At 69.9% G+C, this 18,905-nt stretch carries 18 protein-coding genes and 1 tRNA gene; 8 read left to right on the top strand and 11 right to left on the bottom strand.

Annotated features, from left to right (window positions below; genetic code table 11):
* Positions 1 to 28 precede the first annotated feature (28 nt).
* The gene (locus DYZ02_RS01365; protein ID WP_115684661.1) at positions 29 to 964 is read left to right on the top strand and encodes a CE1 family esterase; all 936 of its coding nucleotides are present in this window, start codon (positions 29 to 31) and stop codon (positions 962 to 964) included.
* Between the two features lie 4 nt (positions 965 to 968).
* The gene (locus DYZ02_RS01360; RefSeq protein WP_115684660.1) at positions 969 to 1,931 is read left to right on the top strand and encodes a diacylglycerol/lipid kinase family protein; all 963 of its coding nucleotides are present in this window, start codon (positions 969 to 971) and stop codon (positions 1,929 to 1,931) included.
* Between the two features lie 48 nt (positions 1,932 to 1,979).
* On the opposite strand, the gene DYZ02_RS01355 is transcribed toward DYZ02_RS01360, so the two are convergent.
* Together DYZ02_RS01355 and DYZ02_RS01350 are read right to left on the bottom strand one after the other, a co-directional pair.
* Positions 1,980 to 2,053, bottom strand: a tRNA-Pro gene (locus DYZ02_RS01355).
* 105 nt (positions 2,054 to 2,158) lie between these two features.
* Positions 2,159 to 3,322, bottom strand: coding sequence for a bifunctional alpha/beta hydrolase/OsmC family protein (locus DYZ02_RS01350; protein ID WP_115684659.1), 1,164 nt, complete (start codon positions 3,320 to 3,322; stop codon positions 2,159 to 2,161).
* Between the two features lie 163 nt (positions 3,323 to 3,485).
* On the opposite strand from DYZ02_RS01350, the gene secA2 reads away from it, so the two are divergent.
* The 5 genes from secA2 to DYZ02_RS01325 all read left to right on the top strand — a co-directional run bounded on the left by secA2 (position 3,486) and on the right by DYZ02_RS01325 (position 8,431).
* Complete coding sequence (gene secA2, locus DYZ02_RS01345; protein WP_115686316.1) at positions 3,486 to 5,777, top strand: accessory Sec system translocase SecA2; 2,292 nt, start codon at positions 3,486 to 3,488, stop codon at positions 5,775 to 5,777.
* A gap of 134 nt (positions 5,778 to 5,911) precedes the next feature.
* Positions 5,912 to 6,340, top strand: a complete 429-nt coding sequence (gene odhI, locus DYZ02_RS01340; RefSeq protein WP_115684658.1) for an oxoglutarate dehydrogenase inhibitor Odhl — start codon at positions 5,912 to 5,914, stop codon at positions 6,338 to 6,340.
* Between the two features lie 183 nt (positions 6,341 to 6,523).
* Complete coding sequence (gene ftsR / locus DYZ02_RS01335; RefSeq protein WP_115684657.1) at positions 6,524 to 7,201, top strand: transcriptional regulator FtsR; 678 nt, start codon at positions 6,524 to 6,526, stop codon at positions 7,199 to 7,201.
* A 7-nt stretch (positions 7,202 to 7,208) separates the two neighbouring features.
* Positions 7,209 to 7,751: a bifunctional nuclease domain-containing protein gene (locus DYZ02_RS01330; RefSeq protein ID WP_115684656.1), complete on the top strand. Its 543-nt coding sequence runs from the start codon at positions 7,209 to 7,211 to the stop codon at positions 7,749 to 7,751.
* A gap of 116 nt (positions 7,752 to 7,867) precedes the next feature.
* Complete coding sequence (locus DYZ02_RS01325; protein WP_115684655.1) at positions 7,868 to 8,431, top strand: MerR family transcriptional regulator; 564 nt, start codon at positions 7,868 to 7,870, stop codon at positions 8,429 to 8,431.
* Positions 8,432 to 8,470: 39 nt separating this feature from the next.
* Here the strand turns inward: DYZ02_RS01325 and DYZ02_RS01320 are convergent, their stop codons facing one another.
* Genes DYZ02_RS01320 through gndA form a run of 6 tightly spaced genes read right to left on the bottom strand, consistent with a single transcriptional unit; the run spans position 8,471 to position 16,062 of the window.
* On the bottom strand, positions 8,471 to 9,874 hold the full coding sequence (locus DYZ02_RS01320) for a hypothetical protein (RefSeq protein ID WP_115684654.1): 1,404 nt from the start codon (positions 9,872 to 9,874) through the stop codon (positions 8,471 to 8,473).
* A gap of 30 nt (positions 9,875 to 9,904) precedes the next feature.
* The gene (locus DYZ02_RS01315; RefSeq protein ID WP_115684653.1) at positions 9,905 to 10,792 is read right to left on the bottom strand and encodes a 3-methyladenine DNA glycosylase; all 888 of its coding nucleotides are present in this window, start codon (positions 10,790 to 10,792) and stop codon (positions 9,905 to 9,907) included.
* A gap of 1 nt (position 10,793) precedes the next feature.
* Positions 10,794 to 11,849, bottom strand: a complete 1,056-nt coding sequence (locus DYZ02_RS01310) for a hemolysin family protein (RefSeq protein ID WP_115684652.1) — start codon at positions 11,847 to 11,849, stop codon at positions 10,794 to 10,796.
* On the bottom strand, positions 11,846 to 13,225 hold the full coding sequence (locus DYZ02_RS01305; RefSeq protein WP_115686315.1) for a hemolysin family protein: 1,380 nt from the start codon (positions 13,223 to 13,225) through the stop codon (positions 11,846 to 11,848). Before DYZ02_RS01305 ends, DYZ02_RS01310 begins: the two co-directional genes overlap by 4 nt.
* A gap of 37 nt (positions 13,226 to 13,262) precedes the next feature.
* Positions 13,263 to 14,552, bottom strand: coding sequence for a DEAD/DEAH box helicase (locus DYZ02_RS01300; protein WP_115684651.1), 1,290 nt, complete (start codon positions 14,550 to 14,552; stop codon positions 13,263 to 13,265).
* A gap of 31 nt (positions 14,553 to 14,583) precedes the next feature.
* A complete protein-coding gene (gndA, locus tag DYZ02_RS01295; protein WP_115684650.1) occupies positions 14,584 to 16,062 on the bottom strand; it encodes an NADP-dependent phosphogluconate dehydrogenase in 1,479 nt (492 codons plus the stop codon).
* A 60-nt stretch (positions 16,063 to 16,122) separates the two neighbouring features.
* Here gndA and DYZ02_RS01290 point away from each other — a divergent pair, with 60 nt between their 5' ends.
* Positions 16,123 to 16,560, top strand: coding sequence for a PaaI family thioesterase (locus DYZ02_RS01290; protein ID WP_115684649.1), 438 nt, complete (start codon positions 16,123 to 16,125; stop codon positions 16,558 to 16,560).
* On the opposite strand, the gene corA is transcribed toward DYZ02_RS01290, so the two are convergent.
* The 3 genes from corA to grcA2 all read right to left on the bottom strand — a co-directional run bounded on the left by corA (position 16,557) and on the right by grcA2 (position 18,894).
* Positions 16,557 to 17,630 (bottom strand): magnesium/cobalt transporter CorA, encoded by a 1,074-nt coding sequence (gene corA / locus DYZ02_RS01285; RefSeq protein ID WP_115684648.1) that lies wholly within the window; start codon positions 17,628 to 17,630, stop codon positions 16,557 to 16,559. The genes DYZ02_RS01290 and corA overlap by 4 nt on opposite strands.
* 129 nt (positions 17,631 to 17,759) lie before the next feature.
* Positions 17,760 to 18,638, bottom strand: coding sequence for a pyruvate formate-lyase-activating protein (pflA, locus tag DYZ02_RS01280; protein WP_115684647.1), 879 nt, complete (start codon positions 18,636 to 18,638; stop codon positions 17,760 to 17,762).
* Positions 18,639 to 18,642: 4 nt separating this feature from the next.
* Entirely contained in the window at positions 18,643 to 18,894 is a 252-nt protein-coding gene (grcA2, locus tag DYZ02_RS11655) for an autonomous glycyl radical cofactor GrcA2 (protein WP_115684646.1), read from the bottom strand.
* Positions 18,895 to 18,905: the final 11 nt, after the last annotated feature.

Raw genomic sequence — 18,905 nt, 5'->3', positions numbered from 1 at the left:
ACGCCCCACGGGCGGGGAGGAGACTCGGGTGCCACACACGGTGCGGGTAGCAGCGGCCGCGGTCGCGTTCGCGGTGCTGCCCTTCATCGCGTCCTGCGACGCCCAGGGCCACACGCAGGCAGGCTTGCCGACGCCCGTTCGCACCGTCCAGGACGCCAGCGCCGTCCAGGCCCGGGTGGAGGGCACCCCGGCCACGCAGCGCCGCACGATCACCGCTGGGGGCCTGCAGCGCAGCTATCTCCTGACGATCCCGCCCGGTGCTTCGGGCGCGCGCAGGCTGCCGCTCATCTTCGTCTTCCACGGCTACAACGAGGACGCGGAGTCCATCCACCGCTATTCGCACTTGGACCGGGCGGACGCACTGGTTGTGTACATGGACGGCAGGGACAAGGCTTGGGCGCCCGCCCCGTATGCCACGACGACGGGGGAGCAGGACCTGGCGTTCGTGGACGCCGTGCGCGCCCAGCTGGACGGGGAGTTCGGCGTCGACCGCGCCCGCGTCTTCGCCGCCGGCCTGTCCAACGGCGGTGGGTTCGCGGCGTACGTGGGCTGCCAGAGGGCGCAGGACTTCACGGCCATCGCCACCGTGTCGGCGGCCTTCTACGAGCGGGTGTCTGAGGGGTGCTCCCAGATCCCGCTGAAGCACATCGACTTCCACGGAACGAACGACACAGTCATCGGGTACAACGGAGGCACGCGGCACCAGACGGTCTACGATTCGGTGGACACCATGCTCGACGAGGCCGCCGAGCGCAACCACTGCTTCCCGGCCGCGGTGACGTCGAACCCGTCGGCGAACCTCACGGAGCGCCGCTGGCAGCAGTGCGACGCGGCGCTCGTGCACTACCGGGTCAGCGGCGGGCAGCACGTGTGGCCGGGAGGCGGCAACGACCCCACGCGGACGGTGACCGAGGACTTCGCCACCCGCCGCATTCTCGAGTTCTTCGGCGTCAGCTACCGTTAGGACGATGGTGAACGACCGAGGTGCCGTGCTCGTGGTGTACAACCCCGCGAAGGTGAACGAGCGGAAGCTGCGCGAGAGCGTCGCCACCCACGCCCCGCGGGGCACGCGCGTGGAGTGGGCCGCGACGACGCCCTACGACGACGGCCACGCCCAGGCCGCGGCCGCCCGCCCGGGGATCGGCACCGTGGTGGTGGCCGGCGGGGACGGAACCGTCCGGGCCGTCGCCGCGGCCCTGGCCGGATCCGGGGTGAGGCTAGCCGTCGTGCCTGCGGGGACGGGCAACCTGCTGGCGCGCAACCTCGGCATGGACCTCGACCTGGACGCGTCAGTGCGCCGGGCGTTCGCGGGCCGTGAGCGTCCCGTCGACTTCTGCGCCGTCACGCTGCACCGGCCGGACGGCACCAACGAGCGCTCGGGTTTCACCGTCATGGCGGGGCTGGGGATCGACACCGGGATGATCGAGCACACCGACGAGCGGCTGAAGAAGCGGATCGGCCCGCTGGCCTACGGGCAGGGCATCCTCAGGTCGCTCGCCCGGGGGCGCAACGTGAAGGTGACCTACACCGTCGACGGCGAGCGGGTGGGCGAGACCCGCCTGCACACCCTGATCCTGGGAAACTGCGGCCAGCTGCTCAACGAGTTCCCGCTCTTCCCCGCGGCCAGGCCCGACGACGGCCTGTTCGACCTGGTCGCGATGGCCCCGCGGGGACCGTTCGGGTGGATCGACATCGGGAACCGCCTCGTGGCCGCGGCTGTTCGCGCCGCGCTGGGTAGGCCCCGGCCCGAGGAATCCCCCAGGCGGGTGGTGCCGCGCCGCGCTGGCGTGCTCGAGTACGCGCAGGGCACTCGAGCCACCGTGCAGCTGGCCGCGCCGCACCTCTTCGAGCTCGACGGGGACCCGGTGGGCGAGGTGAGCGCGGTGGAGGTGGAGATCCGCCCCGGCGCGCTGCGCGTGATGGGGGAGTAGCCCGGCGCGAAAAAGGCCGGGAGCGTGCGCTCCCGGCCTGTCTTTCTGTCGGGCTAACAGGATTTGAACCTGCGACCCCTACACCCCCAGTGTAGTGCGCTACCAAACTGCGCCATAGCCCGTGTACTGCGGTAACCTGTGGTGCCCGCGGCAACTCGGATAGATTACATCACGCACGGAGGAAAGGTGTAATCGCCTGGTCAGGGCGCGTTTCGTAGACGGGTGAATTACGCCAGTGTGGTTTCGATGCTGGTGCCGCCCGCGAAGCCGTCGATGCGGGATCCCTGGGCCGCGGCGAGCAGCGCCTGCTTCTCCTCGGCGCTCAGCGCGCCGGTTAGGGTCACCTCGCGGGTGAACGAGGTGCCGCCTAGGTGGGTGACCTCGACGCGGACGTCGTCAAGCTTCATGCCCTTGGCGGCCTCTCGGATCGCCTGCGAGCTGGAGACAGCGAGCGCGCTCATGAACAGGCCCGTCGATGTCACGCCCTGGCCCTTGCCGCCGGAGTTCTTCGCGCGGTCGGTGGTGATCGCGCGGTTGGAGGTGCGCACCACGTCGCCGTAGCGGGTGCCCCGCGCACTGTAGGAGACCGCGTTGGTGTCCGTGGTCGGCTCGGCGACGAACTGGGGGTCGATGTACTGGCGCGCCCACGACCCGATGATGTCGGCGGCGCGCTGCGCGGTGCCCTGGCGGGTGAGCAGGTGGTCGGCCTTGTCCAGGGCCATGAGCGACTTCGGGTAGCGGGTGAGGCGGAAGATGGTCTGGGCGTTGTCGATGCCCACCGTCTGGTCGATCGGGGAGTGCACGAGCAGCAGTGGCTTGCGCAGGGTGGGCAGGTAGGTCTGCGGGTCGGTCTCCGCCAGGTCAAGGAGGAACTCCCGAGAGATGGTCAGGTCGCGCCCGCCCAGGGTGACCACCACGGATCCGTTCGCGTCGGCCTCGCCGATCTTGTCCGCGTAGTGCAGCACCGAGTGCGCCGGGTCGAAGGGGGCGCCCACCGCGGCCACCGCCTTCAGCGTCTTCTTCAGCTCGGGGCGCGTCGCCGCCTTGAGCGCCGCCGCCCCGCCGAGGGAGTGGCCGATGAGCAGCTGCGGCGCCTGGTAGTGCTCCGCCAGCCACTGCGCGGCCTCGACGATGTCGTCGACGTTCTGGCTGAAGGTGGTGTCCCGGAACTCGCCCTCCGACTGGCCCAGGCCGGGAAAGTCGAAGCGCAGGGTGGCGATGCCGTGCTCTGTGAGCTTCTTCGAGATGCGCGATGCGCCCGGGGTGTGCCGCGAGCCCGCGAAGCAGTGGGCGAAGATGGCGTAGGCCTCGGCCGGGTGGTCGGGTTGGTCGATCGTGCCGGCCATCATGGTCCCGGTGGACGACGGGACCTTGACGTTGAGGGAAAGCATGGGGGAGAAGGACCTCCTGGGTCGGTAGCGCTGCTGCGGGGCCGGCTCGCGCGGCGAGGGCGGCCGACGGAACTAGAGGATATTGCAGGAAGAGCCCGGGCGGGAAAGTGGCTGCCGTAATGTGGTGGGGTGACGCAGACGCCGAGGAAAGGACGTGCCGCAGATGGGTGCTTTTGACTGGTTCTGGAAGGCCATGGGGTCGAGTTCGGAGCGCAACGACAAGGCGTCGAAAAGCATTGTTTCCTCGGCCCACGAGCTGATCGGCTCGTTCGAGCAGCGTGACGACGCCTCACTCGCCGCCGCCGTCCGCGAGACCGTCGAGGGGGGAGAGGTGCGCGACAAGGCGGCGTTCCTGGCGATCCTCTCCGTCGCATCCTCGCGCACCCTTGGCATGACCCCCTTCGAGGTACAGAACCAGGCGGTCCTGCGGCTGCTGGAGGGCGACGTGATCCAGATGGCCACCGGCGAGGGCAAGACCCTCGTCGGTGCGATCGCGGCGACGGGCTACGCCCTGACCGGGCGGCGCGTCCACGTCATCACCGTCAACGACTACCTCGCGCAGCGCGACGCCGAATGGATGCGCCCGCTGGTGGAGTTCTTCGGGCTCAGCGTGGGCGCGGTGACGGAGGCCTCGACGAGGCGGGAACGCGCCGGCGTCTACCGGCGCGACATCGTCTACGCGCCGGTCGCGGAGGTCGGCTTCGACCACCTGCGCGACAACCAGATCACCCACCGCAGCCAGACGGTCCAGGCCCCCGCGGACGTGGCGATCGTCGACGAGGCCGACAGCGTGCTCGTCGACGAGGCCCTCGTCCCCCTCGTCCTCGCCGGCTCGCAGCCCGGCACCCAGGCCACCGGGCGGATCACCGAGGCCGTGTCGCACCTGCGGGAGAAGAAGGACTACGTCATCGACACCGAGGGCCGCAACGCCGTCCTCACCGACGAGGGCGCCCGCCGCGTGGAGGCGCTGCTGGGCATCGACTCGCTGTACTCAGACGAGCACATCGGCGACACCCTGGTCCGCGTCAACCTGGCGCTGCACGCCCGCGCGCTGCTCATCCGCGACATCCACTACATCGTCGACGAGGGCAAGGTTTCGCTTGTCGACGCCTCCCGCGGCCGCGTCGCCGAGCTCCAGCGCTGGCCGGACGGCCTGCAGGCGGCCGTCGAGGCGAAGGAGGGCCTCGACGTGTCCGAGGGCGGGCGCATCCTCGACTCGATCACCCTGCAGGCGCTCATGGGCCGCTACCCGCGGGTCTGCGGGATGACCGGAACCGCCGTGGAAGCCACCGACCAGCTGCGCTCCTTCTACGGGCTGCACGTGTCCGTGATTGACAGGGCCCAGCCGCTGCGGCGCTTCGATGAGGCGGACAGGATCTACGCCACGATGGAGGAGAAGGACGCCGCGATCGTCGAGGAGATCGCGCACCTCAACTCGCTCGGCCAGCCGGTGCTCGTGGGCACCCACGACGTGGCCGAGTCGGAGGGCCTGGCGGAGGCGCTGCACGGGCGCGGGATCGCTGTCAACGTGCTCAACGCGAAGAACGACCAGGAGGAGGCGCGGATCATCGCCGAGGCGGGCGACGTGGGGCGGGTGACGGTGTCCACCCAGATGGCGGGCCGCGGCACGGACATCCGCCTCGGCGGGGCGGACGAGGCGGACCGCGCCCAGGTGGCGGGCCTCGGCGGCCTCGCCGTGATCGGCACCGCGCGGCACCGCACGGCGCGCCTGGACAACCAGCTGCGCGGCCGCGCAGGACGGCAGGGCGACCCCGGCCTGAGCGTTTTCTTCGTCTCGCTGGAGGACGACATCGTCGCCACCGGCGGCGCCGGCGAGCAGGTCACGGCGCACCCGGGGGAGGACGGGCGGATCGAATCGGGGCGTGTCTCCAGCTTCGTCGAGCACTGCCAGCGCGTCACCGAGGGCCAGCTCCTGGAGATCCACTCCCAGACCTGGAAGTACAACAAGCTGCTCGCCGACCACCGCGCGATCCTCGACGAGCGGCGCGCGGCGCTGCTGGACACCGACCTCGCCTGGCGCGAGCTTGCGGAGCGCAGCCCGCAGCGCGCCGCCGAGCTGGGCGAGCTGCCCGCAGAGGTCCGGGAGCAGGCGGCCCGGGAGATCATGCTGTTCCACCTCGACGACGAGTGGTCGGAGCACCTCGCCCTCATGGACGACGTCCGCGAATCGATCCACCTGCGCGCCATCGCCCGCGAGACCCCGATCGACGAGTACCACCGCATCGCCGTGCGCGAGTTCACGGACCTGGCCAACCGTGCGGTGGACCGGGCCGTTGAGACCTTCAACGAGGTCACCATCGACGCCGAGGGCGCCCACCTGGCCGACGCAGGGTGGAAGCGCCCGAGCGCCACGTGGACCTACATGGTCTCCGACAACCCCCTGGCGGGGTCCGGAAATTCCTTCATTTCGGGCGTGGCTAACATCTTCCGCTGAGCCCGCCCGAACGGGCGCCGGGGGTATGCTGCGGTTTGGGTGCGAACGAGTGCCTTTGTCCGCAGCCGCCCGGCCCAGCCGGTACTATGTCTAACAGTTGATTTGAAATCCCTCGACAGCGTCAGGAGAAATTCATGAGCGAGAACACTGGTACGCCGGAGACTCAAGTAGAAACCACTTCGGTGTTCCGTGCAGACCTGCTGAAGGAAATGGAGTCGGGCGCCGCCGCGTCGGACTCCGTGGGGGGCGCCGAGAACCTCCCCGAGGGTGCCGCCCTGCTCGTTGTCAAGCGCGGCCCGAACGCAGGCTCCCGCTTCCTGCTCGACCAGGACACCACCACCGCCGGCCGCCACCCGGAGGCCGACATCTTCCTGGACGATGTCACCGTCTCCCGCCGCCACGCGGAGTTTCGCCGCAACGACGGCAGCTTCGAGGTCGTCGACGTGGGCTCCCTCAACGGCACCTACGTCAACCGAGAGCCCCGCAACTCCCAGACGCTGTCCAACGGCGACGAGATCCAGATCGGCAAGTTCCGCCTTGTGTTCCTGACCGACTCCGAGTAGAGCCCGCCCGCAGGACGCAAATCGGCCGTGCGCGCGGGCGCGTTCGGCTACACTCTCCCCAACGGCCCGGGCGCAACGCCGGGGCACAAGCCAGGACTCCGAAAGAAAACTCGAGCAGACATCGTGAGCGCACTTCGCAAGACTTCCCCGCAGCAGCCTGCCGCGCGCGCAGGCGCCAAAACCATGTCAATCGGTGTTGTCCTCAACCGGCTGCGGGAGGAATTCCCCGACGTCACCGTCTCGAAGATCCGCTTTCTGGAGTCCGAGGGCCTGATCACCCCGCAGCGCACCGCCTCCGGCTATCGCCGCTTCACCGACGAGGACGTGGAGCGCCTGCGCTACATCCTGGTCACGCAGCGCGACAACTACCTGCCCCTGAAAGTCATCCGCGAGCAGCTCGACGCGATGGACTCCGGGCAGGTCACCGCGCTCATGTCCGCGAGCAACGCCGAGCCCATCGTATCGCCCGAGACCTTCCGGGCCCCGGCGGCGACGCGGCTCAGCGACGTCGACCTCGCCGCCCAGGCGAACACCGAGCTGTCCACCGTGGACCAGCTCGTCGGCGCCGGGCTGCTCTCCCCGGACGCCTCCGGCCACTTCGGCGCCGACGACGTCCGCGTGGTCACCACCGCCCTGGCGCTCACCGAGTTCGGTCTGGACATCCGCCACCTCAAGTCGCTGCGGACCACCGCCGGCCGCCAGGCCGACCTGATCTCGCAGGTCACCGAGCCGGTCGCCAAGTCGCGCACCGCGTCGGCGAAGCAGAAGGCGGAGGAGATCGGCCACCAGATGACCGCGCTGGTCGTCTCCCTCCACGCCGACCTGGTCAAGAACGAGCTGCGCAGCCGGCTCGACGCTTAGGGCGCGCATGGTTCCCGTCACCCTCACCGGGGTTTACACCCTGGGTCCCGAAAATTTCGTGTGCGCGCTGCTCCACGCCGAGGATCCCGCGCGTTACATCCCGGTGTGGCTCCCGCCTGTCGAGGGCGCGCACCTCGTGGCCAGGGCGGCCGGGTGGTCCCCGAACCGCCCGACCGCGCACGACCTCCTCGCGGAGGTCGTGGGCGAGGGGCTGCAGTCGATTGAGCTGTCCAGCTACTACAACGGCGTGTTCATGGCCACACTCACTCTCGGGGACGGCACCGAGCTCGACACCCGCGCCTCCGACGCGCTGGCTGTCGCTCTGATCCTCGACCGGGACATCGAGGCGGACGAGACGGTCGTGGCCCAGGCCGGGATGAGGCTGACTGCGGACGCCGCGAAAACCTACTTTGACCTGGACGTCGTGGAGGAAGAGACCGGGGCCTCGGCCAGCGGGGACGAGGAGAAGGACGCGGCCTTCGAGCAGTTCATGCGCGACCTGGGGGTCGACGAGGACGAGCTCGATGGCGGGGACGAAGGCGAAGTTTAAGCCTAAAGTTTAGGTTGAGACCTGGGCGTGTCGCGCCGTGCCGGGGTTGACCGCGCCCTAAGCTTGCTTTTTAATAAGCACAAGCGCGCAACGCAAAACTTCATGGGAGTAATTACGTGAGCAACCAGCAGCCGCACCCCGGCGAGTCCGCAGTCCAGGAGACGCTTTTCGACGTCGGCCCCTCCGACGAGGTGGGATACCGCGTACCCATTGCCTGCCAGGTCGCCGGCATTACCTACCGCCAGCTCGACTACTGGGCGCGCACCAACCTCGTGCGCCCCTCCATCCGCGGTGCCCGCGGCTCCGGGTCCCAGCGCCTGTACTCCTTCAAGGACATCCTCGTCCTCAAGATCGTCAAGGGCCTGCTGGACACGGGGATCTCCCTGCAGAACATCCGCCTTGCCGTCGACAAGCTGCGCGACCGCGGAGTCAGCGACATCGCGGAGATCACCCTCGTCTCCGACGGCACCACCGTCTACGAGTGCCGCAGCAACGAGGAGATCATCGACCTGCTCGGCGGCGGGCAGGGCGTGTTCGGCATCGCGGTGCCGCAGATCATGCGCGACCTCACCGGCACCATCTCCTCCTTCCCGGCCGAGCGGGTGGCCGAGGACGGCGCGGGCGACAACGTCATCGGACTCGACGAGCTGGCAGCGCGCCGCCGCCGCAAGTCCTCCTAGGAAACGCCCACGAGCCCCGGCCGGCTGGCCGGGGTTTTCCTATGACCGGGTGCCGGCCGCGGTGCGGATGGCGGCGGGCAGGGCCGCGGCGTCGGCAGCGTTGGCGTTACTGCGCGCGGCGGCGGTGACGGCAGGATCCTCCTGTCCTTCTCCGACGTGGACGACGTCGACCTGAATCCCCCGGGCGGCGGCGTTGCGCAGGGAGGCGGCGAAGGCCTCGTCGTCGCCGCCGTCGGCAGTTCCGGTGGTGATGAGCACGACCCGCACGTCGCCGCCGACCTCCCCCGCGTAGGCGAGCGCCGCCGCGAGCGCCTCGCGGGTCTGCGGCTGCCCGTCGGTGAGGAACCGGCCGGAGGCGGTCGCGACCTCGTCGGCGTTCGGCGTCAGCGCGACGTTTTCCCGGTAGGCCTTGGTCACGCCGGGGGACAGGGGCGAGGAGTAGTTCCACAGCCCGATCCGGTGCCCGTCGGCGGCCACGGCGCGCGCGGAGGCGCCGATCCCGTCGGCTGCGGCCGGCAGGTACGGCGCCATCGCCGCGGAGGTGTCGAGCAGGAAGAGGGTGTCCGTCATCGGGGCGGCGGCGCGCTCGGCGGTCTCGGAGGGCGCGGTCTCGGCCGTGCCGCCCGAGGGAGTGGCGGCGGCCCAGACGGTCTCGGAGATCGTGGGCTGGTCCGCGACCTCGCCGGAGAACTTCTCGGCCGCCGCGCGGGCGAAGTCCTGCCCGGCGCGAGCCTGGTCCTCGGTGACGGGCCCGCCCTGGTTCAGGGGGATCGCGGAGTACACCACGTAGCTGCCCAGGCCGGTGAAGCCGAGTCCCTCCGGCACCGAGTCCTCCAGCGTGGCCGCGTAGCGGGCGCGGTCGCCGGCGATGTCCGCCACGCGGGCGATGCGCTGGCCGCTCAGCGCCTTGACCGCGCTCTCGTCGTCACCCGCCAGGGCGGCGGCCACCACGGCCGAGGCGGCGGGTTCCTCGTCGACGGGGAAGGCGACGGCCGCAAGCTGGACCTCCTCCCTGGTTCCCGGCACCGCCGCGCCCGCCACGCCGGCCTCGCGCTGGGCCACCGGGGCGGGGTCGGAGACGGAGGCGGTGCGGTTCTCGCGCGCCAGCTCCTGCTGGGTCACCGGCGTATTCGGCGCGATGTGGACGGCCGCCTCCGCCGGCGAGCTGACCAGCGTCGGGGTCACACAGTAGTCGCGCACGACGGGGGAGGCGGAGGCGTAGTCGTCGATGAGCTGGCGCGCGACATCGTCGTCGGTTGCGCTGACGGGCAGGCTCAGCTCTCCGGAGACGCACTCGGGTGCCGCCGCCTCCTCCCCGTCGGAGCCCGGGCGGGCGACGAGGAACCAGACCAGGGCGGCGACGGCGACAATCGCGACCGCGACCGCCGACAACGCGCCGGCGGACAGGGAGTAGTTGTTCTTGCCGCTGGAGTGCCGACCCATGGCAGTGACCACCTCACGTATCTCGGAAATTTACCTGCTCGTCATACTATCGGCGAACAGCGCGTCGAGGAGCGCGACAAGCCGGACCCGCAGGGGTTCGGCCTCGGCCGCGAGCTCGCGCTGGCGCCGCACGTACTCCGCCTTGCCCTCGGCGGTCTCGATCGCCACGACGCCGAAGCCCAGCCCCCGGCAGTCGTAGGGCGAGGCCTCCATGTCGAGCCGGCGCGCCTTCGCCGCGAGCTCGAAGCAGTCCAGCAGCAGGTCCCCGGGCGTGACCGGGCCCATCGTCGAAGCCCATTTGTACAGGTCCATCGTGGCGTGGACGCACCCCGGCTGGTCGCTGCCCGCCTGGCCCTCGCGGGTGAGCACCGTCAGGTTGAGCGGACGCGCGGCGGGGGTGAAGAAGCGGTAGGCGTCGAAGTGGCTGCATTTGAGCTGGTGGAACTCGACGACGCGGTTCGTCCCCTCGGCACCGAGGCGCAGCGGCAGCCCGTGGCGCGGGGCGTCGGTGCGGTAGAGCATCGCCCATTCGTGCAGCCCGAAGCAGTCGAAGTGGGGCTGGGCTCCGCCTATCGACGCCACCAGGGCGCGCACCTGGCGCAGCCCCTCCTCGCGGTGGGCGAGAAGCGCCCCGGTATCCAGCCGGGCGGTGCCGTGCTCGTCGACGCGGTAGTCCCGCCAGCCGCTGGTGGGGGAGGCGGGAGCCGTGGTGGCGTCGAGAAGCGCCGTGCCGAGGCCCGGGTGCCACCGCGAGAGCTGGCTGGGGCGGAGCCGGTAGTAGTCGAAGAGGAAGTCCCACACCGGGTGCTTCTGCCCGGCCCGGCGCCGCTCGAGGTGGGGGCGGACCCACCTCGCGGCGCGGTCCTCGTGCTCGGCGGCGGCGCGGAGCCACTGTGGGCGGGTGAGCTCCGTTTCCACACTAGGCCCCCTCGTGTGTCCAGTCGGACACGGTGCCGACGTACTCCTCGATGATGTCCTCCAGGGCGAGCACCCCGACCAGCTCCCCGTCGTCGCGGACCTGTGCCATGTGGGCCGAGCGGCGGTGCATGGCCGTCAGCGCGTCGTCGAGGCTGCCCGCGCCGTCGACGATGCTCAGCGCGCGGATGCGGGAGGTGGGGATGAGGGCGTCCTCCTCGGCGTCGGGCGCCATGAGGTCGAGGATGTCCTTGACGTGGATGTAGCCCACCAGCACGCCCTCGGCGCGCTCGACCGGGAAGCGGGAGAAGCCCGTCTCGCGCACGGCCTCCTCGATGGCGCTCAGGGGGATGCCGCGGCCCGAGTAGGCGATGGTCTTGAGCTTGTCGAGCGGGATCATCACCTCCTTCAGGCTGCGCGAATCCGAGCGCAGGGCCTTCGCCAGCCGCAGGGTCTCTTCCGCGTCCAGGAGGCCCTCCTCGCGCGACTCCTGGATCATCGTGGCGAGCTGCTCCTGGTCCACCGTCGACTCCAGATCGTCGCGCTGCTCGATGCCGAAGGCGTGGAGGGTCACGCGCGCCACCCAGTTGAGGAACTCGATGATCGGCCGGGTCGCCTTCACCCACAGCGTCATGGCGGGGGTGAGCCACAGGGCCAGCGATTCGGGCCCCGCGATGGCGATGTTCTTCGGCACCATCTCGCCGAAGAGGATGTGCAGGTAGGAGATCAGGCCGAGCGCGATGACGAAGGAGACGGGGTGGAGCAGGTCCGATGGGAGTCCGAGGTACGTGAACGGGATCTCCACGTAGTGCGCGATGGCGGGCTCGGCGACCTTGCCCAGCACCAGCGAGGCGACCGTGATGCCGAACTGGGCGCCGGCGAGATAGATGGAGAGGTGCTCGGTTGCCTCCAGCACGCCCTGGGCCTCGCGCTTGCCCTGGGCGAGGAGGGACTCCAACCGGTCGCGGCGCGAGGAGATGAGGGCGAACTCCACGGCCACGAAGAAGGCGTTCGCGGCGAGGAGGAGGACGATGAGTAGGATGGCGACGACGATGCTCACGATGCGGCCTCCTCCTTCTCGCGGGGCACGGGGGTGAGGATGACGCTGTCGACGCGCCTGTCGTCCATCACCGAGACGCGCGCCATCCACCGCCCGGCGTTGCCGGACCCGAAGGCCTCCTGGAAGTTGCTGGAGCCCTCCGGCAGGAGGACCTTGTCGCCGACCCGCGGGATACGGCCCAGGGTGGACATGACCAGCCCGCCGAGGGTTTCGTAGGGGCCCTCGGGCGCGGTGTAGGACGTGCGGGCGCTCACCTCGTCCAGGCGCACCAGCCCGGAGATGGCCCAGGAGGAGCCGAAGCGCTGGAAGTCGCGCTCGGACTCGCGGTCGTCGTACTCGTCGTAGACCTCGCCGAGGATCTCCTCGACGACGTCCTCGATGGTGACCAGGCCCTGCGTGCCGCCGTACTCGTCGGCCACGAGCACCACCTGGGAGCCCGCCGAGCGGACGCGGTTGAGCACGGCGTCACCGTCGAGCGTGCCGGGCACGAAGGGGACGGGGCGGGCCAGCTCGCCGAGCTTCGTCGTCGGGCGCTCCTGCCTCGGCACGGAGAACGCGTCCTTGATGTGGACCACCCCGACCGTGTCGTCGAGGTCGCCGCGGCGCACGGGGAAACGGGAGTGGCCCGTCTCGTGCGCCATGGCGATGAGGTCCGCGACGGTGTCCTCGGCGTCGAGCGAGTTGATCTTCGAGCGCGGCGTCATCACCTCCTCGGCGGTGGTCTCGCCGAACTGGAGGGAGCGGTCGATCACGCGTGCGGTGTCGGCGTCGAGGCCGCCCGCCTCGGCGGAGTTGCGCACCATGGCGCCCAGCTCCTGGCCCGAGCGGGCGGAGGCGAGCTCGTCGGCCGGCTCGAAGCCCAGCCTGCGCACGAACCGGTTCGCCGACGCGTTGAGCGCCTTGATGAACCACTTGAACACCGTGTTGAAGGCGTTGACCGGCGGCACAACCAGGCGGGCCGTGTGCAGCGGTTCGGTGATGGCGGCGTTCTTGGGCACCAGCTCGCCGAAGACCATGGAGAGGAACGTCGCCACCACGAGCGCCAGGACGAGGGCGACGGTGGTGGAGGCGGACTCACTCAGCCCGACGAGCTCGAGCAGAGGGGTGAAGAAGGAGCCGAGGACCGGCTCCGCGAGGTAGCCGGCGGCCAGAGTGGTCAGGGTGATGCCGAGCTGAGCCCCGGAGAGCACGAAGGAGAGGTTGGCGTGGTCGCGCGCGACGGCCTTGGCCGTCTTGTCCCCCTTGGTGCGCACGTGCGCCTCGACGGCCGAGCGCTCGAGGCCGGTCATCGCGAACTCGATGGCCACGAACAGCCCGGTTGACGCCGTCAGCAGGACGAACCCGAGCAGCGCGATGATCGATATGAGTATGTCCATCATGATTTAGGACGCCACCCCCGCGGCGGGAGGTGTGCTAGCGTCCGTCACTCCTTTTCTGCCGCCGCCCCGCGGCGGGGCGGCCCTTTCCTCTGCGCGCGTTCCGACGCCCCGTCGCGGCCCCGCCCGCCTGCGCCGGCTGGCCGGGAGGGGGCAGGGGAGTGCCGGAGGGGCGGCGCGCTCCTGTGATTTTAACCAAGACGTCGGACTCCGGGGTGACGCGCAGCGTGGTCGCGTCCACGGCGGCCTTGCGCAGCAGCTGCGCGACCTCCTTGGCCTGTTCGTCCATGGCCAGCGTCACGACGGTGCCCGAGGTCCCGGCGCGGGCGGTGCGCCCGGCGCGGTGCAGGTACGCCTTGTGCTCGGCGGGCGGGTCGACGTGGACGACGAGGGAGACGTCGTGGATGTCGATCCCTCGCGCCGCGATGTCGGTGGCGACGAGCACTGGCGTCGAGCCGTCGGCGAAGCCCTCCAGCGCCCGGGTGCGTGCGCCCTGCCCCTTGTCGCCGTGGAGGCCCTGCGCGTTGATGCCGACGCGGCGCAGCTTCTTCACCTGCCTGTCCACGCCGTGCTTGGTGCGCATGAACATGATCGTCTTGCCCTCGCGCGCGGCGATGCGCACGACGACGTCGTTGCGTTCCTCGCGCCCGCCCACCTGCAGAACGTAGTGCTCCATGGTGTCCACTGCGGCCTCGACGGGGGCCGTGGAGTGGGTGACGGGCTCGCGCATGTAGGCGCGCATGAGCTTCTCGACGTCACCGTCGAGCGTCGCCGAGAACAGCAGCGTCTGGCCCCCGCGCGGCACCCGGTCGAGCAGTTTGCGCACCTGGGGCAGAAAGCCCATGTCGGCCATCTGGTCGGCCTCGTCGAGCGCGGCGATCTCCACGCGGTCGAGGAAGAGCTTCTTCTGGTTGATGAGGTCCTCGGCGCGCCCGGGGGTGGCCACGAGCACGTCCACGGGCGCCGCTAGGGAGCGGACGTGGTGGTTGATGTTCACGCCGCCGACGACGTCGAGCACGCGCATCCCGAGCGCGGCGGCGGGGTCTTCGAGTCGTTCGCGGATCTGGGCGGCGAGCTCGCGCGTCGGGGCGAGGACGAGCCCGCGCGGGCGGCCCGGGGTGGAGGGCGCGCCGGAGAGGCGGGCGAGCATGGGCAGCCCGAAGGTGAAGGTCTTGCCGGAGCCGGTCGGCCCGCGGCCCAGCACGTCGCGCCCCGCGAGGGCATCGGGGATCGCGGCCTCCTGGATGGGGAAGGCTTCCGTGATCCCCTGCTTTTCCAGGACGCGGACGAGGGGGGTGGGCAGGCCGAGTTCGGCGAAGGATGTCATTGCTGGCAGTGTACCCGGCTGCTGGCGCGCACTAGTAGTCGAGCTCCTCGCGGTCGCCCGACCACGCGGTGTGGAAGGTGCCCTCCATGTCGATGCGCTTGTAGGTGTGCGCGCCGAAGAAGTCGCGCTGGCCCTGGATGAGTGCGGCGGGCAGCCGCTTGGCGCGCAGCGAGTCGTAGTAGGACAGCGAGGAGGCGAACACCGGCACCGGCAGACCGAGCTGGGTGGCCACGACGACGACGCGCCGCCACGAGTCGACGAGGCCCTCGAGCTCGCGCTTGAAGTACGGGTCGAGCAGGAGGGAGGCGAGCGTCGGCTCGTTCTCGTAGGCCTCGGTGATGCGGTTGAGGAACTTCGCCCGGATGATGCACCCGCCGCGCCAGATGCGGGCGAGATCTCCGGGGTTGATGCCCCAGTCGTGCTCCATGGAGCCCGCGTTGATCTCGTCGAAGCCCTGCGCGTAGGCGACGAGCTTGGAGGCGTAGAGGGCTCGGCGCACGTCCTCGACGAAGTCGCCCGGCTCGATCCCGAGCTGCTCCAGGGTGGAGAGCGTGCCGGCGGGCAGGCCGCCGTCCTGCGCGGCCTGGCGCTGCGCGAGGGCGGACGACAGGGCGCGGGCGAAGACCGCCTCGCCGATGCCGGTGACGGGGACACCGAGGTCGAGGGCCTCCTTCACCGTCCAGCGCCCGGTGCCCTTCTGGCCCGCGGCGTCGAGGATGATGTCGATGAAGGGCTTGCCGGTGCGGCGGTCCTTCTGGCGCAGCACCTCGGCGGTGATCTCGATGAGGTAGGAGTCGAGGTCGCCGCGGTTCCACTCGGCGAAGACATCGGCGATCTGGCCCGGCTCGTAGCCGGCCGCGTAGCGCATGAGGTGGTAGGCCTCGCTGATGACCTGCATGTCCGCGTACTCGATGCCGTTGTGCACCATCTTGACGAAGTGCCCGGTCCCGTCCGGGCCGATGTGGGTCACGCAGGGCACGCCGTCGACCTTGGCGGAGATCGACTCGAGGAGGGGTCCCAAGGTCTCCCAGGTCTGGGCCGGCCCGCCGGGCATGATGGACGGGCCGTGCAGCGCACCCTCCTCGCCACCGGAGATGCCGGCGCCGACGAAGTTCAGCCCGCGTGCCGCAACCTCGCGCTCGCGGCGGATCGTGTCCGTGAACAGCGCGTTGCCGCCGTCGATGATGATGTCGCCTTCCTCCATGGCGTCGCAAAGTTGCGCGATGACGGCGTCGGTCGCGGGGCCCGCCTGCACCATGATGATCGCCTTGCGTGGCCTCTCCAGCGAGGCGACGAACTCCTCGATGGTCTCGGAGGCGATGAAGGCCCCCTCGGAGCCGTGCTCCGCGATGACGGCCCGGGTCTTTTCCGGCGAGCGGTTGTAGATGGCCACCGTGTGACCCTTCGAGGCGAAGTTGCGCGCCAGGTTGGATCCCATGACGGCCATGCCGATGACGCCGATCTGTGCCGCCCCGGCGGGGCTGTATGCGAGGTTTTCGGGGGAAGTCATGGGCACAATACTACGCACGAGCCCTCCCACGTCGCCGCGCGGCGCGTAGAATCGTCCTGCATGGAACACAGGTTTGGCAACGAGATCCTCACCGAGCCGCTCAGCGCGGATGAGCTGGAGCAGCTCCGGCAGTTCGATTCGGGTTTGTCGCACACCATCGGCCTCGTCATCACGAAGGTCTCCAGCGCCAGCGCGGAGGGCTACATCGACATCGGGCCGCAGCACCATCAGCCTATGGGCCTGGCCAACGGCGGGGTGTTCTGCTCGGTGGGCGAGACCCTCGGCTCCGTGGCCGCCGTGGCGGCCGCGGGCGTCCCGGCGGTGGGGATGAGCAACTACACCGACCTGCTCAGCGGCGTCCACGAGGGGCGCGTCGAGGCCGTCGCCCTGCCGGTCCACCTGGGTTCATCGACCCACCTGTGGCGCGTGGAGATGCGCGCGGGTGGCAGGCTCGCAGCGGTGACCAACCTGAAGCTGATGGTGCTGCGCGGCCGTTAGAGCCAGTGGTTCTTGCGGAACCACCAGTACATCACGCCCATGACCGTCGCCATGACGATCAGCGCGGCGGGGTAGCCCCACTGCCAGGACAGTTCGGGCATGTTCTCGAAGTTCATGCCGTAGATGCCGGCGATCATCGTCGGCGCGGCGGCCATGCCGACCACCGCCGAGATGGTCCTCATGTCGCTGTTCTGCTGCATCGACACCTTCGCCACGGAGGCGTCGAGGAGCGAGGAGAGGCGCTCGTCGAAGCCCGAGACGTGGTCGCTGACGATCATGGCGTTGTCCTGCACGTCCCGGAAGTAGGAGCGCAGCGTCTTGCGCAGCAGGTCCTTGTTGTTCATCAGCCCGTTGCGCAGCGCGGGCCCGAGCGGGTCGATGGCGTGGCGCATCTCGAGCACCTCGCGCTTGTACATGTAGATCTTGTCGATGTTGATCGAGCGCCGCGGGGTGAAGACCTCGTTTTCCAGGTCGTCGACGTCCCTGCTCAGCGCTTGCGCAACGCGCAGGTAGTTGTCCACGACGTAGTCCGAGATCTTCCACGCCACCGCCGCCGGGCCGAGGATGGCCAGCTCCTCGTCCTCCTCCAGCTGCGAGGACAGGTCGGGCAGGGGAGCCTTGTGGCGGATCGTGATGGCGAACTTCGGGCCGATGACCACCTGCACCTCGCCCGTCGAAATGATCTCGCGGGCGTCGAGGACTTCCTCGTCGTCGCGGTAGTAGACGGAGCGCACGACCATGAACAGCTGGTCGTCGTAGCGCTCAACCTTCGGGCGCTGGTGGGCGTCGACGATGTCGTCGACGATGAGCTCGTGCAGCCCGAAGATCTCCTGCAGCCGCTCCATCTGCGCGTTCGAGGGCTCGCGCAGCGAGAGCCACACGAAGGAGTTCTCGTGCTGCTCCGCGATCTCCAGGGCGTGGGTGATGCGCGCCTCGCCGGGCAGCCGCTTGCCGTCGACGAAGATGCGGCAGAAGTCGGTGGAGCGCTCGATCGGGACGGGGACGGAGGGGGGAGCCGGGATCGCCGGGCGCTTGGAGCGCTGCAGCGGGCGCGGAATCAATGGCGGCATGGTGGGTCCTCCCTCCGTAAGAGCTCAGTCGTAAGAAAGCCTACGTGGAGCGCGTGTGTACAAAGTCGTGGTGAATACTACGCCCCCGCGCGGAGCCGCCCGCCATCGAGCAGGAAACGCTGCGGGAACCTAGAAGACGCGCAGCCCGCGGCCGCGGAACGTCGCGCGGACGCGCTCGAGAGTCTCCTGGGAGGGAGGGGAGACGTCGTCAAGCTCGTAGGGCAGACCGATCTTCTTCCACTTGTCGGCGCCCATGTTGTGGAAGGGGAGGACCTCCACGCGCTCGACGTTGTCCGTCCACCGGCCGACGATGTCGGCGACACGCTCGACGTTGTCCTGCGCGTCCGTGAGGCCCGGCACGACGACGAAGCGGATCCAGACCCGCTTGCCCAGCGCGTTGAGGCGGTCGCCGAAATTGATGGTCGGCTGCAGCTCGCGCGAGGTGACGTGCTTGTACGTCGGCTCGTCACCCGACTTGACGTCGAGGAGGACGAGGTCGACGTTGGCCAGGTCCTCGTCCGTCAGCCGCGCCCCCAGGTAGCCGGAGGTGTCCACGGCGGTGTGGATCCCGGCCTCGTGGACCATGGCCAGCAGGCGCCGCGTGAACGCGATCTGGAACAGCGGCTCGCCGCCCGAGAAGGTCACGCCCCCTCCCGTCGCGTCGAAGACACGCTTGTAGCGGATGATCCGCTTGGCGACGTCCTCGACGCGCTCCAGGGTCCCCTCCTTCATCTCCATGGTGTCGGGGTTGTGGCAGAACTTGCAGCGCAGGGGGCAGCCCGAGAGGAACACCGTCATGCGGGTGCCCGGGCCGTCGACGGCTGTGACGAGCTCCCAGGAGTGCACCAGCCCGATGTCCCCCGTGCGCCGCGCCTCGAGGAGCTCGGGGCGAGTGATCTCCAGGTCGTCGGTGGACAGACCGCCCAGCCCGGCAGCGACGCCGCGCTGGCGTTCGTGGCCGTGCACGGGCTGGATGGTTACTGTGCCGGTCGTGCCGTCGTGAGCCAAGATGTCAGGCCCCCTGGTGGAAGGTGCGGGAGATGACGTCGCGCTGCTGCTCCTTGGTCAGCTTGACGAAGTTGACCGCGTAGCCGGAGACGCGGACGGTGAGGTTGGGGTAGTTCTCCGGGTGCTCCATCGCGTCCTCGAGGGTCGATTCGTCGAGGACGTTGATGTTGGCGTGGTAGAGGCCGGAGTCCATGTTGTGCGCGGTGCGGGCGGAGCGCATGTCGGCGAGGCGCTCGTCGAAGGTGTGTGTGGACATGGTGATGTGTC

Source organism: Corynebacterium senegalense (genome assembly GCF_900411315.1).
GTDB classification, from domain to species: domain Bacteria; phylum Actinomycetota; class Actinomycetes; order Mycobacteriales; family Mycobacteriaceae; genus Corynebacterium; species Corynebacterium senegalense.
Note: the sequence above shows the minus strand (reverse complement) of the source record. Positions and strands in the feature narration are given on the sequence as shown.